Annotated in this window: 11 protein-coding genes; 4 read left to right on the top strand and 7 right to left on the bottom strand. The window is 68.1% G+C overall.

The window, feature by feature from the left end:
• Positions 1-3: 3 nt before the first annotated feature.
• Complete coding sequence (hrpA, locus tag IB258_RS24340) at positions 4-3,933, bottom strand: ATP-dependent RNA helicase HrpA (protein WP_054451171.1); 3,930 nt, start codon at positions 3,931-3,933, stop codon at positions 4-6.
• A gap of 216 nt (positions 3,934-4,149) precedes the next feature.
• Here hrpA and argA point away from each other — a divergent pair, with 216 nt between their 5' ends.
• The 3 genes from argA (at position 4,150) to IB258_RS24325 (ending at position 7,964) form a co-directional block, all read left to right on the top strand.
• Positions 4,150-5,508 (top strand): amino-acid N-acetyltransferase, encoded by a 1,359-nt coding sequence (gene argA, locus IB258_RS24335; protein ID WP_054451170.1) that lies wholly within the window; start codon positions 4,150-4,152, stop codon positions 5,506-5,508.
• A gap of 96 nt (positions 5,509-5,604) precedes the next feature.
• Positions 5,605-5,877, top strand: coding sequence for an oxidative damage protection protein (locus tag IB258_RS24330; RefSeq protein WP_054451169.1), 273 nt, complete (start codon positions 5,605-5,607; stop codon positions 5,875-5,877).
• Between the two features lie 146 nt (positions 5,878-6,023).
• A complete protein-coding gene (locus IB258_RS24325; protein ID WP_192353309.1) occupies positions 6,024-7,964 on the top strand; it encodes a phosphocholine-specific phospholipase C in 1,941 nt (646 codons plus the stop codon).
• A gap of 3 nt (positions 7,965-7,967) precedes the next feature.
• Here IB258_RS24325 and phoU read toward each other — a convergent pair whose 3' ends face one another.
• The 5 genes from phoU to rmuC form a co-directional block, all read right to left on the bottom strand.
• On the bottom strand, positions 7,968-8,687 hold the full coding sequence (gene phoU, locus IB258_RS24320; protein WP_054451167.1) for a phosphate signaling complex protein PhoU: 720 nt from the start codon (positions 8,685-8,687) through the stop codon (positions 7,968-7,970).
• 174 nt (positions 8,688-8,861) lie between these two features.
• Positions 8,862-9,542: a ribose-5-phosphate isomerase RpiA gene (gene rpiA, locus IB258_RS24315; protein ID WP_054451340.1), complete on the bottom strand. Its 681-nt coding sequence runs from the start codon at positions 9,540-9,542 to the stop codon at positions 8,862-8,864.
• 37 nt (positions 9,543-9,579) lie between these two features.
• Positions 9,580-11,241: an isovaleryl-CoA dehydrogenase gene (locus IB258_RS24310; protein ID WP_192353308.1), complete on the bottom strand. Its 1,662-nt coding sequence runs from the start codon at positions 11,239-11,241 to the stop codon at positions 9,580-9,582.
• Between the two features lie 64 nt (positions 11,242-11,305).
• Positions 11,306-12,835: an amidase gene (locus IB258_RS24305; protein ID WP_192353307.1), complete on the bottom strand. Its 1,530-nt coding sequence runs from the start codon at positions 12,833-12,835 to the stop codon at positions 11,306-11,308.
• Between the two features lie 106 nt (positions 12,836-12,941).
• Positions 12,942-14,312 carry a DNA recombination protein RmuC gene (gene rmuC, locus IB258_RS24300; RefSeq protein ID WP_192353306.1) on the bottom strand — a complete coding sequence of 457 codons (1,371 nt, stop codon included), beginning with the start codon at positions 14,310-14,312 and terminating at the stop codon, positions 12,942-12,944.
• 140 nt (positions 14,313-14,452) lie between these two features.
• Here rmuC and IB258_RS24295 point away from each other — a divergent pair, with 140 nt between their 5' ends.
• Entirely contained in the window at positions 14,453-15,151 is a 699-nt protein-coding gene (locus tag IB258_RS24295) for a PhoP regulatory network YrbL family protein (RefSeq protein WP_054451163.1), read from the top strand.
• 40 nt (positions 15,152-15,191) lie between these two features.
• Here the strand turns inward: IB258_RS24295 and IB258_RS24290 are convergent, their stop codons facing one another.
• Positions 15,192-15,905: a DNA-3-methyladenine glycosylase gene (locus tag IB258_RS24290; protein WP_119450571.1), complete on the bottom strand. Its 714-nt coding sequence runs from the start codon at positions 15,903-15,905 to the stop codon at positions 15,192-15,194.
• Positions 15,906-15,914 lie beyond the last annotated feature (9 nt).

The following is a 15,914-nucleotide window of genomic DNA, read 5'->3' as shown; positions in this document are numbered from 1 at the left end:
CAATCAACGCTTAAGCGACTCCCAGCTCTTCATCAACCGTTTCACAGAAACCGGCATCGGCGTCCGCAACTCCTGCGCAAACAATGCCACCCGCAGCTCCTCCAGCAGCCACCGGAACTCATCCAGCCGCGGATCCGGCGCCCCTTTCAGCGCCGACCGCGCCCGCTGATACTGCGTCAGCAAAGGCGCCATCTCCGCCACCAGCTTGGCATCCCTGGCCGGATCCGCCCGCAGCTTGTCGATGCGAGCCAGAACCGCCTTCAGATACCGCGGAAAATGCGCAAGCTGCGCATACGGCGTATCGCGGATGAACCATTTGGGCATCAACGCCCCCAGCTGCGCCTGCAAGTCCGCGTAGGCAGCAGCATGCGGCTTGGCCTGCGGCAACTTGCGCTGCACTGCCGCCCATTCCGTCAGCACCGCCCCCGCCAGCCGCGCCACTTCCTGCGCCAAAAGACCCAGCCGGCCCTTGCCCTCGGCCCGCCGGGCCTCGAACTGCTGCTCGTTGACCGGCCAGGGATCGGCCAGGCAAGCCTGCCCCAGCGCGCAATCGATGATCTGGTCGCGCAGCTCTTCCTGCGTCCCCAGCGTCATGTAGAGCATGCTGATCTTGGTCAGGTCCGCCAGGTTCTTTTCCAGGAACTTCACCTGCTCGCGCAAGCCCAGCCGGAACAGCCTGAGCAAGCCCGCGCGGTGGTGCTTGCGCGCTTCGTCCGGATCGTCGAACACGTCCAGGTCGCAATGCGCGCCGCGGTCCACCAGCGCCGGATAGCCGATCACCGACTGCCCGCGCCGCTTGATCTCCATGATCTCCGGCAAGGGGCCGAAGGACCAGGAGGTCAGGTTCTCGTGCGCCAGCGCCTGGGCCACCTGGGTGTCGCTGGCCGCCAGCTGCTGGAACGTGGCCTGCGCCTGCTTGCCGAACTCGGCGCGCAGTTGCGCCAGGTTGCGTCCGGCCGCCAGCATGCGGCCGTGCTCATCCACCACCCGGAAGTTCATGAACAGGTGGGCCGGCAGGGTCTCCAGCTTGAAGTCCGCCGCGGCTGGGCGGATCTGCACCTGGTCCCACATGTCGGCGATGATGGCATCGACCAACCCCTGCTGCGGGTCGGCCTGGCGCTCGAACCAGCGGTCGTAGAAGCCTGCGGCATAGTCCGGCAGCGGCACGCAGTGGCGGCGCAGCTTCTGCGGCAGCGACTTCAGGAGCAGGTGCACCTTTTCCTTCAGCATCCCGGGCACCAGCCATTCGCAGCGCGCCGGATCGATCTGGTTGAGCGCGAACAGCGGCACCGACAGGGTCACACCGTCACGCGGCGAACCGGGTTCGAAGTGGTAATCCAGCGCCATCGACACGCCCTGCCATTCCACCTTCTTGGGAAAGACATCGGTCGTGACGCCCGCGGCCTCGTGGCGCATCAGTTCGTCGCGCGTCAGCAGCAGCTTGGCGGCGGCAGCCTTGTCCAGCCCCGACACCCACTTTTCCAGCGTCGCCGTCTGCGAAATGTCGGCCGGCAGTTGCCTGTCGTAAAAGGCGTGGATCAGCTCGTCGTCGACCAGGATGTCCGGGCGGCGGGTCTGATGTTCCAGCTTTTCGATGCCTGCGATCAGCTTGCGGTTGTGCGCCACGAACGCCAGCCGCGTGTCGATCTCGCCCGGCACCAATGCCTGACGGATGAACAGCTCGCGCGCCTGGGTCGGATTGACCCGGCCGTACTGGATGCGCCGGCCGGTGTAGATGGTCAGCCCGTAAAGCGTGGCCCGTTCATTGGCCACCACCTGCCCGGCCTTCTTTTCCCAACGCGGATCGGACCAGTTCTTGCGGATCAGGTGCGCGCCGACTTTTTCCAGCCACACCGGATCGATGCGCGCCACGCAACGCGCGTACAGCCGCGTGGTCTCGACCAGTTCGGCCGCCACGATCCAGCGCCCCGCCTTCTTCACCAGCCGCGAACCGGGGTGGATATGGAAGCGGATCTCGCGCGCGCCCTGGTAATGACCGCCTTCGTCGCTCTTGAAGCCGATATTGCCCAACAGGCCCGACAGCAGCGCCATGTGCAGCTGCTCGTAGGTGGCCTCGGTCTGGTTCAGGCGCCAGCCCTGCTCGCCCACCAGCGCGGCCAGCTGCGTGTGCACGTCGTGCCATTCGCGCAGCCGGATCGGCGACAGGAAGTTCTGGCGCAGCAGGGCCACCAGCTTGCGCTGCGAGGCCTTGTGCTGCACCTGCTCGCCGTACCAGCGCCACAGCTTCAGGAAGGAGATGAACTCGGACTTGTCGTCGGCGAACTTGGCGTGCGCGGCTTCAGCCGCCTCGCGTTCCTGCATGGGGCGATCGCGCGCGTCCTGCACCGACAGGGCCGAGGCGATGATCAGCATCTCGGCCAGGCACTGGTGTTCGCGCGCGGCCAGGATCATGCGGCCGATGCGCGGGTCCACCGGCAGCTTGGCCAGTTCATGTCCCGTGCGCGTCAGCACGAAGGACGAGCCGGTACGGGAAGCGTCCGTGTCGTCGTCCGAGGCCAACGCCAGTTCGATCGCGCCCAGTTCCTGCAGCAGATGGTAGCCGTCGGCCACCGCGCGCCCGGGCGGCGCCTCGACGAAGGGGAACTGCTCGATGTCGTCCAGCTTCAGGGACTTCATCCGCAGGATGACCGAGGCCAGCGACGAGCGCAGGACTTCCGGGTCCGTGAACGGCGCCCGGTTGTTGAAGTCCAGCTCGTCGTAGAGCCGGATGCAGACGCCCGGCCCGACCCGGCCGCAACGGCCGGCGCGCTGGTTGGCCGAAGCGCGGCTGATCGGCTCGATGCGCAGCTGCTCGACCTTGTTGCGCCAGGAATAGCGCTTGATGCGCGCCAGCCCGCTGTCGACCACGAAGCGGATGCCCGGCACGGTCAGCGAGGTTTCCGCCACGTTGGTGGCCAGCACGATGCGCCGCGCATTGGTGCGCGGATGGAAGATCTGCTCCTGCTCGGCCTGCGACAGGCGCGCGTACAGCGGCAAGACTTCGGTGCCGGCCGGATGGCGCTTGCGCAGCGCCTCGGCGGATTCGCGGATCTCGCGCTCGCCAGGCAGGAACACCAGCACGTCGCCCGGGCCGTGGCGCGCGCACTCGTCCACCGCGTCCACGATGGCGTCGATCAGGTCGCGCTCTTCGTCGCCCGACATCCGTTCGCGGTCCCGGCCGGGCTTGGCCGGGGCGGCCTCGTCTTCCGGGAGCTCCTCGCGCACGGGACGGTAGCGGACCTCGACGGGGTACAGGCGGCCGGACACCTCGATGACGGGCGCGGGCCGGTCCTCGGAAGCGCCGAAGTGCCGGGCGAAGCGCTCGGCGTCGATGGTCGCCGAGGTGATGATGATCTTCAGGTCCGGGCGGCGGGGCAGCAGCTGCTTCAGGTAGCCCAGCAGGAAATCGATGTTCAGGCTGCGCTCGTGCGCCTCGTCGATGATGATGGTGTCGTAGCGGCGCAAGAGCGGATCGCGCTGCGATTCGGCCAGCAGGATGCCGTCCGTCATCAGCTTGATGGACGCGTTGGGGCCGGTGCGGTCGTTGAAACGCACCTGGTAGCCCACGACCTCGCCCATGGGGGTGTTCAGCTCTTCGGCGATGCGCTTGGCCACCGACGTCGCGGCCAGGCGGCGCGGCTGGGTGTGGCCGATCATCTTCTGGCGGCCGCGGCCCAGCTCCAGGCAGATCTTGGGCAGCTGGGTGGTCTTGCCCGACCCGGTTTCGCCGCTGACGATCACCACCTGGTGGCTGGCGATGGCGCGCGCGATCTCCTGGCGCCGCGCGCTGACGGGCAGGTCTTCGGGGTAGGTCACCACGGGTATGGGCCGCTCGGGGCGCGGCGCGCGGCGCGCGTTCTGCGCGTCCGCCGCTGCCGCCGGAGCCGCCGCGTCCGCGGCCTTGGGCGCACGCGGGCTGGAGGATTCAGGCATGTACGATTAGTCCGGTTAGCCCGGCATTATAAATTTCCGCGAGCCCGCTGCTGGCGCCGCGGGCGCAAACCGGCAAATCCGGCACCAAATTGGCACTCTTTTCCGCCTGCGCCGGGGCACGACGGTCATATAATTTCGCCACGCCGTCGTCCGACGGCGCTATGGCGCGGCACGGCGCCGCGTTTTTGCTTACTCTCAGGAATCCTTCCGCCCATCATGCCCGACCTGGAACCAGACACCGTCTCCGCCCTTGAAGCCCCAGAATTCGCACCCGCCCAATTCGTCCGATGGTTCCGAGAAGTGGCGCCTTATGTGCATGCGTTCCGAGGCAAGACGTTCGTGGTGGCTTTCGGCGGTGAACTGGTGCAGGCCGGCGCGCTGAACGCGCTGGTGCAGGACTTGTCGCTGCTGTCCTCGCTGGGCATCCGCCTGGTGCTGGTGCACGGCTCGCGTCCGCAGGTCAATGAGCAGCTGCGCCTGAAGGGCTTTACCCAGCAATTCGACCGCGGCCTGTCGCCCACCGACGCCGCCGCGCTGGAATGCGCCAAGGAAGCCGCCGGCGAAATCCGCCTGGACATCGAGGCCGCCTTCAGCCAGGGGCTGCCGAACACGCCCATGTCGCACGCCCATATCCGTGTCATCTCCGGCAACTTCGTCACCGCCCGCCCGACCGGCGTGCTGGACGGGGTGGACTACAAGCACACCGGCCAGGTGCGCAAGATCGACATCGACGCGCTCAAGTTCGCCATCGAAAAGGGCTCGTCCGTGGTGCTGTTGTCGCCGCTGGGCTTCTCGCCCACCGGCGACGCGTTCAACCTGGCCATGGAAGACCTGGCCACCAGCGTCGCGGTGGCGCTGCGCGCTGAAAAACTCATCTTCCTGTCCAGCTCGCAGGGCGTGCTGAACGACGACGGCACGCTGGACACTGAACTCGCCCGCGTGGACGCCGACGCCCTGCTGGCCGGCGGTGAACTCGACGAAGAGACCCATGCCTTCCTGCAGTACGCCTCGCTCGCGGTCAAGCGCGGCGTGGCCCGCGCCCACCTGCTGCCGTTCGCGCTGGACGGCAGCGTGCTGCTGGAAATCTTCACCCACGACGGCGTCGGCACCATGGTGGTGGAAGACACGCTGGACGACCTGCGCGCCGCCACGATCGACGACGTCGGCGCCATCCTCAGCCTGATCGAACCGCTGGAAGCCGACGGCACGCTGGTGCCGCGTCCGCGCAGCGTGGTCGAGCGCGACGTGGAAAACTTCACCGTGCTGGAGCACGACGGCGTCATCTACGGCTGCGCGGCCCTGCACAGTTTCCCCGAAGAGCAGATGGCCGAAATGGCCTGCCTGATCGTGCATCCGGAATGGCAGGGTTCGGGCGAAGGCGAAATCCTGCTGCGCCACATGGAATCGCGCGCGCGCGCCGTCGGCGCCAAGCGCCTGTTCGTACTGACGACGCGCACCTCGCACTGGTTCATGAAGCGCGGTTTCGTGCAGGGCGGCATCGCCGACCTGCCGCGTGAAAAACAGCACAATTACAACCGTTCGCGCAACAGCCTGGTCTTCATCAAGAAGCTGTAACACCCGGGCTACCCGCAGGGTCCGCAGGGGCTTGGCGCCATCAGGTCGCCAAGCCCGTTAAAATGCAGGATTACTCATTTCTTCCGGCAGCGAACCATGGCCCGTATCGTCAACTGTGTAAAACTGAAGCGTGAAGCCGAAGGGCTGGATTTCCCCCCCTACCCCGGCGAACTCGGCACCAAGATCTGGCAGAGCATTTCCAAGGAAGCTTGGGAAGAATGGAAGGCCATCCAGACGCGCCTGGTCAATGAAAACCGCCTGAACCTTGCGGACGCCCGCGCCCGCAAGTACCTGAAGGAACAGATGGAGCGCTTCCTGTTCGAAGACGGCACCGTCGAAGCGCAGGGCTACGTTCCGCCCTCGGCCTGATCCGGCCGCGCCTTTTCCGGCCGCAAGCTGATGGCGGCCCACCCGATGCAGCCCCTCGCCCGCGAGGGGCTGTTCATTTCCGGCGCCAGCGTCCGCCTTGGCGCCGGCCTTAAGATTCAAGTACTGCTGGCCGTATCATCGCTGTCATGAAAGAAGAATCGCGCCTGTCCCCCTCCTCGCCCATCGAACGCGCGCTCGGCATCGCGCCCGACCGCCGCGCGGGCACGCTGCAGGACGTGCAGCACGTGGTGATCCTGATGCAGGAAAACCGCTCTTTCGACCACTATTTCGGCACCTTGCCCGGCGTGCGCGGCTTCGCCGATCCGCATCCCGCCCCCACGCTGACGGGCAATGTGCTGACGCAGGCGGATAGTGCGGCGCAGGTCCGCCCCTATGCCCTGCAGGCCGAATACGCCAGCGATGCACAGGTGGGCTACATCACGCCGCACACCTGGGACGACGCGCAGCGCGCCTGGAACGACGGCCGCATGGACCAATGGCTGCCCGCCAAGAGCCGCCTGGGCATGGGCGCCTACCGTGGCGAGGAGGTGCCGTTCCAGACCGCGCTGGCAAACGCCTTCACCCTGTGCGACGCCTATCATTGTTCGATCCATGCCGGCACCAATCCCAACCGGCTGTTCCTCTGGACCGGCACCAATGATCCGCAAGGCCTGGCGGGCGGCCCAGCCCTGGTGAATACCTTCGACCGCCTGGGGCCCGCCAGCGAAGGCTATGCCTGGACCACCTATCCCGAACGCCTGCAGGACGCCGGCGTGGACTGGCGCATCTACCAGGACATGGCGGACAACTATCACGACAATCCGCTGGCCGGCTTCCAGCAGTACCGCCGGCAGCATGCGGGCGCGGCCGGCGACGCGCCCCTGCGCGACCGCGGCCTGTCCACGTGCACGCTGGACCAGTTGGCCCGCGACGTCGCCGCTGGCACGCTGCCGCAGGTGTCCTGGATCATTGCGCCCACGGCCGATTCCGAACACCCCGAGGTCTCGTCGCCGGCAAGGGGCGGTGCCTACACGGAGCGCGTGCTGGACATCCTGACCCGCAATCCCGAGGTCTGGAGCCGCTGCGTGTTCTTCGTCACCTACGACGAGAACGACTGCTTCTTTGACCACATGCCGCCGCCTGCGCCGCCTGCCCGCGCGGCCGACGGCCTATCGGGCGGCCTCTCCACGGTCGAGCTGGACGGCGAATACCACGACGCGCGCCATGGGCCCAGCGCCGCCACGCCCGACGACCCTGCCGGACTGCATGGGCGCGGGTTCGGGCTGGGGCCGCGCGTGCCGATGCTGGTGGTCTCGCCCTGGAGCCGTGGCGGCTGGGTCAATTCCCAGGTGTTCGACCACACGTCGGTGATCCGTTTCCTGGAAGCGCGATTTGGCGTGCTGGAACCCAATATCAGCGCCTGGCGGCGCGAGATCGCCGGCGACCTGACCTCGGCCTTCGACTTCGCTGCCGCCCGCGGCGCGCACGCCGAAGGCCTGCGCCAGGCTTGCGCCCTGCCGTACGCGCTGGACGTCCAAGGCCGCATGGCTGCCGACGGCGGACATTACCGGCTGACCCTGCGCAATCCCGGCGCCGCAGGCGCGGTGCTGCATGTCTACGACCGCCACGCGCTGGAACACGCGCCGCGCCGCTATACCGCGAGCGCAGGCGCGCGGCTGGACGACGGCTGGCGCCTGCACGCCGATGGCGCCTATGACTTGTGGCTGCTGGGCCCCGACGGCCTGCACCGGCACTTCCGCGGCGATGCGCGCGATGCCGGCACGCTGGAGGCGCAAGTGATGCCGGCGGCGACCGGCCTGAGCCTGCGTCTCGTCAATCGCGGCGAAACGCCGCAGGCGGTAAAAGTGGAGTCGCGCATGGGCGACGGCTGGTGCGCCATGGCGCACGTGCAAGCGGACGGCTCGCTGGATCTTGCCTACGGCGGTTGCCAGGGATGGTACGACCTGGAGATCACCGCGCTTGCCTTGCCGGCATTCGGCCGCAGGCTGGCGGGCCGCATCGACGCCGGCAAAGCCGGCCTGCCGGACCCGCGCCTGCAGGCAGGGGCGACGCTGCCCCTGGACTGACGCTTACTCTTCCGTGTCTTCTTCTTCACCGCGCGCCAGGCGCTCGGTGTTCTTCACGCCGGTGTGGCGCACGTCGGCGCCCTTGACCATGTAGATCACGCGCTCGGACATGTTCTTGGCGTGGTCGCCGATGCGTTCCAGCGCGCGCGCGATGAAGATCATGTCGATGGCGCGCGAGATGGTGCGCGGATCTTCGATCATGTACGTGATCAGGTGGCGCAGCGCGCCCTTCCATTCCTTGTCCACTTCCTTATCGCTGCGCACGACGGCGGCGGCCTGGATGGGATCGAGGCGGGCGAACGCGTCCAGCGCCTGATGCAGCATGGTGCGCACATTGGCAGCCATGTGGCGCAGTTCGATCACCGGGATGTGGCGCAGTTCGGCTTCGTGGATGCGGCGCGCGACGGTGGCGACCTTCTCGGCTTCATCGCCGGAACGCTCCATGTCGGTCAGCATCTTGGACACGGCCATCAGCATGCGCAGGTCGATGGCGGTGGGCTGGTGGCGCGCCAGGATGCGGCTGATGCTCTCGTCGATTTCGACTTCGTGGCGGTTGACTTCCTTTTCACGCTCACGGACTTTCTCGACCAGCGAAATGTCGCCGCTGGCGAGCGCGTCGATGGCCTCCTGGATCATGGCTTCCACAAGGCCGCCCATTTGCAGGAACTGCGAACGGACGCTTTCGAGGTCCGCATCGAACTGCTTGTTTGTATGCTCCGACATCCGGGCTCCCTGCGTGTTTGGTCTCATTGCACTGCCCTGAAAAAAGGATATTACGAGATGGGCCTGCACAACCCGCAAGGTTATGACCCAAGTGTGACAGGATTATGAACACGGACCCCGGCGGCCACAAGGCGGGCCGGCCGGGGCAACGCCGGGAGGCGTCGGCAAGCGGACTCAGGCGCGGCGGTCCAGCCGACGGATGCCGTTTTGCGTGGCCAGCAGGGCCACGTCGGCGCCCGCGATCGCGAACAGGCCGCAGGTCACTACGCCCGCCAGATTGTTGACCCGGGCTTCCAGGCCTGGCGCGTCGGTGATGGACAGGCCGGACACGTCCAGGATGACGTTGCCGTTATCGGTGACGAATCCCTCGCGCAGCTTGGGCTGACCGCCCAGCGCCGCCAGGGCGCGCGCCACGGATGCGCGCGCCATGGGGATGACTTCGACGGGCAGCGGGAACTTGCCCATGGTCTGCACCAGCTTGGACTCGTCGGCGATGCAGATGAAGCGCTCGGCCACCGAAGCCACGATCTTCTCGCGCGTCAGCGCGCCGCCGCCGCCCTTGATCATGTGCAGGTTGGCGTCGATCTCGTCGGCGCCGTCGACGTAGATCGGCATCGTCGTGATGTCGTTCAGGTCCAGCACCTTCAGCCCGTGTCCGGCAAGCCGGGCGGCGCTGCGCTCGGAACTGGCCACCGTGCCGCCGATCCGGCCCTTGAAACGGGCCAGGCCGTCGATGAAGAGATCCGCCGTGGAGCCCGTGCCCACGCCGATGATGGCGTCGGGTCCTGCGACCTGTTCAACGAATTCCAGGGCCGCGTCGGCGGCTTGCTGCTTGAGTTCTTGCTGGGAAAGCATGGCGAAAAATGCGGGAAGGTTGGTCAAGCCAGGAAATTTAGCATGCGGCAGCAGGCCACGCCCGCGCCAGGATGGCCTGCACATCCGCGCCCGCCGCCAGTTCGCCGAACACGCCGCCGCCCGCGTTCAGGCGGCTGGCGACAAAAGCCTGCGCCACCGGCGCAGGCGCATGCTGGATCAGCAAGGCGGCCTGCCACAAGCGCGCCAGGCCGGCGGCGATGCGACGAGCCTGGAACTCGGCCTGGACGCCATCAGCCAGCAAGGTCCGCCAGCGCGCCAGCGCGTCGTCGAAGTCCTGGTACTGCCCCGCCGCCTGCGCAAACTCGCGCTCCAGCGCGGGCAGCGCCCCGGCCTCGCGCTGCAAGGCGCGCAATACGTCCAGCGCCATGACGTTGCCGGAGCCTTCCCAGATGGAATTGACCGGGGTTTCGCGGTAAAGCCGGGGCATAGGGCCGTCGTCCACGTAGCCGTTGCCGCCCCAGACCTCCATGCATTCGGCCACCGCGGCGATCGCGCGCTTGCAGACCCAGAGCTTGGCGGCCGGTGTGCCCACGCGGACCAGGGCCCGCGCCGCGGCGTCGGCGCGCTCGTCCACGGCGCGCGCCAGCCGCAGGCCCAGCATCATGGCCGCCTCGCTTTCAAGCGCCAGGTCGGCCAGCACGTTGCGCATCAGCGGCTGCTCGATCAAGGGCTTGCCGAAGGCGTGACGGTGGCGCGCATGATGCGCCGACTGCACCAGCGCCTGCCGCAGCAGCGCCGCGCTGCCCAGCACGCAATCCAGCCGGGTGGTGGCGGCCATCTCCAGCAGCACGGCCAGGCCGCGGCCCGGTTCGCCCACCATGACGCCCCAGGCTTCCTCGAATTCGACCTCGGCGCTGGCGTTGCTGCGGTTGCCCAGCTTGTCCTTCAGCCGGCGCACGCGCACGGCATTGCGCGGTCCGTCCGTTATCCAGCGCGGCACGAAAAAGCAACTGAGTCCTTCGTCGGTCTGCGCCAGCACCAGATGCGCGTCGGCCTGCGGCACCGAGAAAAACCATTTGTGGCCGACCAGCAAATAGGCGCGGCCGCGGCCGGGCGCGCCTACTGGCGTGGCGCGCGTGGTGACGGCGCGCAGGTCGGAGCCGCCCTGCTTCTCCGTCAGGCCCATGCCGATCAGGGCCGAGCGCTTCGCGGCCAGCGGCGCGTCGGCGCCGTCGAACTCCCGCGAATACAGGGCGTTCAGCCATTGCCCGCCGAAATCCACGACGCCCGCAGGTTCACGCTGCAACAGCGGCACCGCGGCAAACGTCATGGTGGTGGGACACAGGCTGCCCGCCTCGACCTGCCCCTGCATGACATAGGCCGCGGCCCGCGCCACCTGCGCGCCCGGCTCGGGCTGCGCCCAGGCGCGGCTGTGCAGGCCGCGCGCCATGATGCCGCCCATCAGCAGATTCCAGGACGGATGGAATTCGACGCGGTCGATGCGGTGGCCGCCGCGGTCGTAGCTGACCAGGCGCGGCGTGCAGCGGTTGGCCTGCGCGCCGGCTTCCAGCGTCTGCGCGCGGCCCAGCCAGGCGCCATGCGCCGCCAGGTCCGGCTCCCAGGCTTGCGCGCCTTCGCGCCGCACCGCCTCGCGCAAGGCCGGGTCGGTTTCGTACAAGGAGTAGTCCTCCAGGGGCGGCACCTGGTTGGATACGGTATGCGTCGCGAACGATGACATGGCTGCTCCCTGGATCGGTCCACTGATGCGCCGCCAGCCCGCGGCGCGGTCAGCCCCTTCGGGCCTATCTGGCCATCGGCGCCACCAGGGCCCAGGGCCGCAGCGCCTCGACCTGCGCCGCCAACTCCAGCAGCAGCGCCTCGCTGCCCAGCGGCCCCATCAGCTGGATGCCGATGGGCAGGCCGTCGGACGACATGCCGAAGGGGATGGAGATGGCGGGCATGCCGGTCAGATTGGCCAAGGGCGCAAACGGCGAATAGCCGATGACGCCCTTCTTGCCCAAACGGTAGGCCAGGTAGTCGGCGTTGTCCATGGCGTAGCGGCCGATGGGCGCCGGCGGCTGCGCCAGCACCGGGCTCAGGAACAGGTCGTAGCCTTGCGCGCCGTCGCGTTCCAGGAAGCGGCCGACCCGGCGCGTGATCTCGTGGCAGGTATCGACGCAGGCCACGTACTGCGCGCCGGAGATGGCGCGGGCGTATTCGCGCGCGCCCAGCGTTGTCGGTTGCAATTCATCAGCGGCCAGGCGGCGGCCGCGCGCGGCCACGAAGGCGTCAATGGCGTTGGCCGCCGCGCTCGCGATCAGCGGCAGCATCGGCGACAGCACCTCCTCGGATCCCACCGGCGGCGCGGCAGGCACGAGTTCATGGCCCAGCGACGCGAAAAGCTGCGCGGCCTCGTCCACGGCGGCCGCCACTTCAGGATGGATGGCCTCGCCCTCGTAGGTCGTGTTGACGAAGGCAATGCGACGCCGTGCGGCCGATTGCGGATCAGCAGCGACGCGCGCCACCACGGCGCGGTAGGAGTCAGCCGGCAGTGCCGGCGCGGCGTAAGGCGCACCCACGTCGGCGCCGGCGCTGATGTCCAGCGACCCGGCGCAGTCGCGCACCGACAGGGTCATCATGTGTTCGGTGGCCAGGCCGCCCCAGCCTTCACCCTTCAGCGGGCCCAGCGGCATCAAGCCGCGCGAAGGCTTCAGGCCCAGCACGCCGCAGCAGGACGAAGGAATGCGGATCGACCCGCCGCCGTCACTGCCATGGGCGATGCGCACCATGCCGCTGGCCAGCGCAGCGCCCGCGCCGCCGCTGGACCCGCCCGCGCTATAGCCCGCCTTCCAGGGGTTCTGGGTGGCCGGCCCGTAGACCGGCGATTCGGTGGTGGGGCTCAGGCCCAATTCGGCGCTGGTCGTGCGGCCGAACGGAATCAGGCCCGCGCGGCGGTAGCGCTTGACGATCTCGGCGTCGACGTTCCATTCCACCTGGCCGTACAGCACCGAACCCATGGCGCTGGGCAGGCCCAGCGCCGCCGTGCCCAGGTCCTTGAGCAAGGTGGGTACGCCCAGGAACGGCCGTCTCTGCAATTGCGCCAACCGCTGTTCCTGCGACTGGCCGCCCAGCTCCTCGTCCAATGACTGCGCCAGGCGTAGGCCGATTTCCGCCTGCAGGCCGCAGGCGGCGTTGATCGAGGGATTGCGGGCCGCCACCCGGTCCACCGCCTGCTGCATCGCAGCAAGCGCAGTGGTGACCCCTTGTGCGATATCGGCGCCCAGCGCCGTCGCGTCCAGGGTGGAGGAATCATGGCGTTCAGCGGTGCTCATGCTTGCAATGCTCCAGGTGACTGACGGCGGATTGCCGCTGACGCCAGGATATCGGCAGTCGCTGCGGGCAACAAGCTCACGCCCCTGCGATGCCGCCGCGGCCGGATCAGTTCTGGCCTGCGGCCTGGTCTTCGTCGTCGTCCCCGGTGTAGCCCTCGTCCGCAGTGCCGAGCAGGAGCCGGGCGTCGGCTTCGGGCAGCGCCTCGACGGCTTTCAGGTTCTTGAGCATGGCGCGGGTGCGCACTTCCGTCTGGCCGATCTTGTTGCTGGCGGTGTCCAGCGTCTTCTTGACGCTGGCCAGGGATTCGCCGAACTTGCCGAACTCCGTCTTGACCGCGCGCAGCACCTGCCAGACCTCGGACGAACGCTGTTCGATCGCCAGCGTGCGAAACCCCATCTGCAGGCTGTTCAACAATGCCGCCAGGTTGCTGGGGCCGGCCACGTTGACGCGCAGGTCATGCAGCTTATCGAGCAGCCCCGGGCGGCGCAGCACCTCCGCGTACAGGCTCTCGGTAGGCAGGAACATGATGGCGAAGTCGGTGGTGTGCGGCGGCGCCACGTACTTGCCGGCGATCAGGCGCGCCTGCAGTTCCACCGCGCGGCCCAGCGCGGCGCCGGCGTTCTTCACGCCTTCGGTGTCGGCGGCTTCCTGCGCGTCCATAAGGCGCTCGTACTCTTCCTTGGGAAACTTGGCGTCGATCGGCAGCCAGACGGGTTCGCCGCCATCGCCGCGCCCCGGCAGGCGGATGGCGAACTCCACCACGGCATCGCTGCCCGGCACGGGCTTGATGTTGCTGGCGTATTGGTCCGGCGTCATGTTGTCCTCGATCAGCCTGGCCAGTTGCACCTCGCCCCAGGTGCCGCGCGACTTGACGTTGGTCAGCACCCGCTTCAGGTCGCCCACGCCCGCCGCCAGGGCCTGCATTTCGCCCAGGCCCTTGTGCACGGCCTCCAGGCGGTCCGACACCAGCTTGAAGGACTCGCCCAGGCGCTGCTCCAGCGTGGCGTGGAGCTTTTCGTCCACGGTGCGGCGCATTTCGTCGAGCTTGGCGCTGTTGTCGGTTTGCAACGATTGCAGCCGCTGGTCGACCGTGGCGCGCACTTCCATCAGGCGCCGCTCGTTGATCTGGATGAGGCCCTGCAGCTGCTCGGAGAAACCCGCCGCAAATCGCGCCAGCGATTCCGCCGACTCCGCGCGCGCGGCCTGGGCGTCACGCGACAACCCGGCGCGCAAATCGCCATGCGACTGCGACAGCTCCACCCTCAGGGCGCGGGTGGAGTCCGCGAATTCGCTGCGCAGGCCGCGCTGCCCTTCCGCGATGTCGGCGCGCAGCGCGCGCTCGGTGCGTTCCAGGCTTTCCAGCAGCGCGTCGAGCCGGGCATCCTGCGCGGGCGGGCGCAGCCATGCCAGCAAGGTCGCCAAAAAAGCCAGAACGGCGCCGCCCGCGGCGATCCAAAGCAGATGTATGTCGTTCAAAAGATGCGTCTCCAAAGCCGGGATTGTAGGACTCCGGCCACGCCTTCCCTGGTAAATCCGGCCGAGATTCGGCATCTGGCGGACTCATGCTCCAGCTCAAGGATTAAACTCGGGAGCATCCAAACAGGCTTGATCTCCCCTTGAACCCCGCAGATCCTTCTCTCTGTACGCCCGCGGCGTCTTTCCAGTCCATCTTCGGGCCGCTGGACCTGAACGCCGCCACGCCGGTCGCCTCCGGCCATGACCGGCACATCTTCCAGCACCCCAACATGCCGTCCTTGCTCGTCAAGGTCATGGACATGCGCGCCCGCGCGATTTATCTGGAGGCCCGCCCGTTCAAGCGCTGGTACAAGCAATACCAGCGCGAAAGCGCGTACCGCGTCTACCTGACCGAAATCTACGAATACGTCACCACCACCACCCGCCCCTCGGGCGTATGGCAGGTGCCCATGGCGCGCATACTCGGCGTGGCCCAAACCACGCTGGGCTTGGGCCTGGTCGTCGAGAAAATCCGCGACGCCGACGGCAACATCGCCCCCACCGTGACGGACCTGGCCAGGCAGGGCAAGCTCGACGACGCCCTCAGCGCGCAGCTGGACGAATTCTTCCAGGATCTGGCCGATGCCCACGTGGTTCTGCACGATGTCTCCGCCAGCAACATCGCCTGTGGCCTGAATGCCGACGGCAAGCAGGGCTTGTACCTGATCGACGGCTTCGGCGGCCTGCCGCTGATCCCGATCTATGCCTGGAGCAAGCGCCTGAACAGCCGGCGCATCCACCGCAAGTACGTGCGCATGCGCGCGGCCCTGGCCGAACGCATTGCCACCGGCGGGTTCTGACGCGCCCTGCGCAGACGCGGCCGGGGCGCGGGCCGGTCGGTTACGCCTGCGGCGCCTCTGGCAACACCACGCCCTGGCGGTCCACCCATACGTAGTCGTGGCCGGCGCGCTGTCCGCGGCGCAAGGGATTGCGCGTGCAAAAGGCCGCGTAAGCAGGGTCCACAAAACGGTAGTGCAGGTGTTCGTCCCGGCCCAGCGGAATGCCCAGGCGCGTGGTGCAGATCAGGGCTTCGGGCGACTCCCCCACATCCTCCACATACAGCGCCTGCGGGTCGAAACCGCGTGCGTCCCAGTCCGGCACTTTCAGGCCCAGCGCCCGGCACAGCAGGGTCTGGCCGGCGCACAGGCCGGAGACCGGTCGCGGCCGCCCTTGCGCATCGGGGTTCAACTCCAGCATGCGGGCCAGCGCTTGCGGTCCGGACAGCGCGTCCGTCCAGGGATAGGCGGATTTGATCAGCACGGCATTGCCCGGCCCTCCCGCGCTGAAATTCAGCGAATCCCCGCCGCGGGCGTAATACATGTAGACCGTACCGCCGTCCATGAACAGCGCGCGCCGCTTATGGGTGTACCCCAGCGACGCATGGCTGCCCTTCTCTTCCAGGTAATAGGCTTCGGTCTCGATGATGCGGGCCGACAGCCACAGGTCGCCCACGCGGTGGCGGATGACCTTGCCCGGCAGCTCGCGCGCCAGCTGGGCGGCGTCGCGGTCGAAGAAGGCGTCAGGCAAGGCCCGGCCGGGCGCGCCCGGCGCCAGGCCGGCCTG

The organism is Achromobacter sp. ACM02 (assembly GCF_014851605.1).
In the GTDB taxonomy this organism is placed as follows: domain Bacteria; phylum Pseudomonadota; class Gammaproteobacteria; order Burkholderiales; family Burkholderiaceae_B; genus Achromobacter; species Achromobacter aegrifaciens.
Note: the sequence above shows the minus strand (reverse complement) of the source record. Positions and strands in the feature narration are given on the sequence as shown.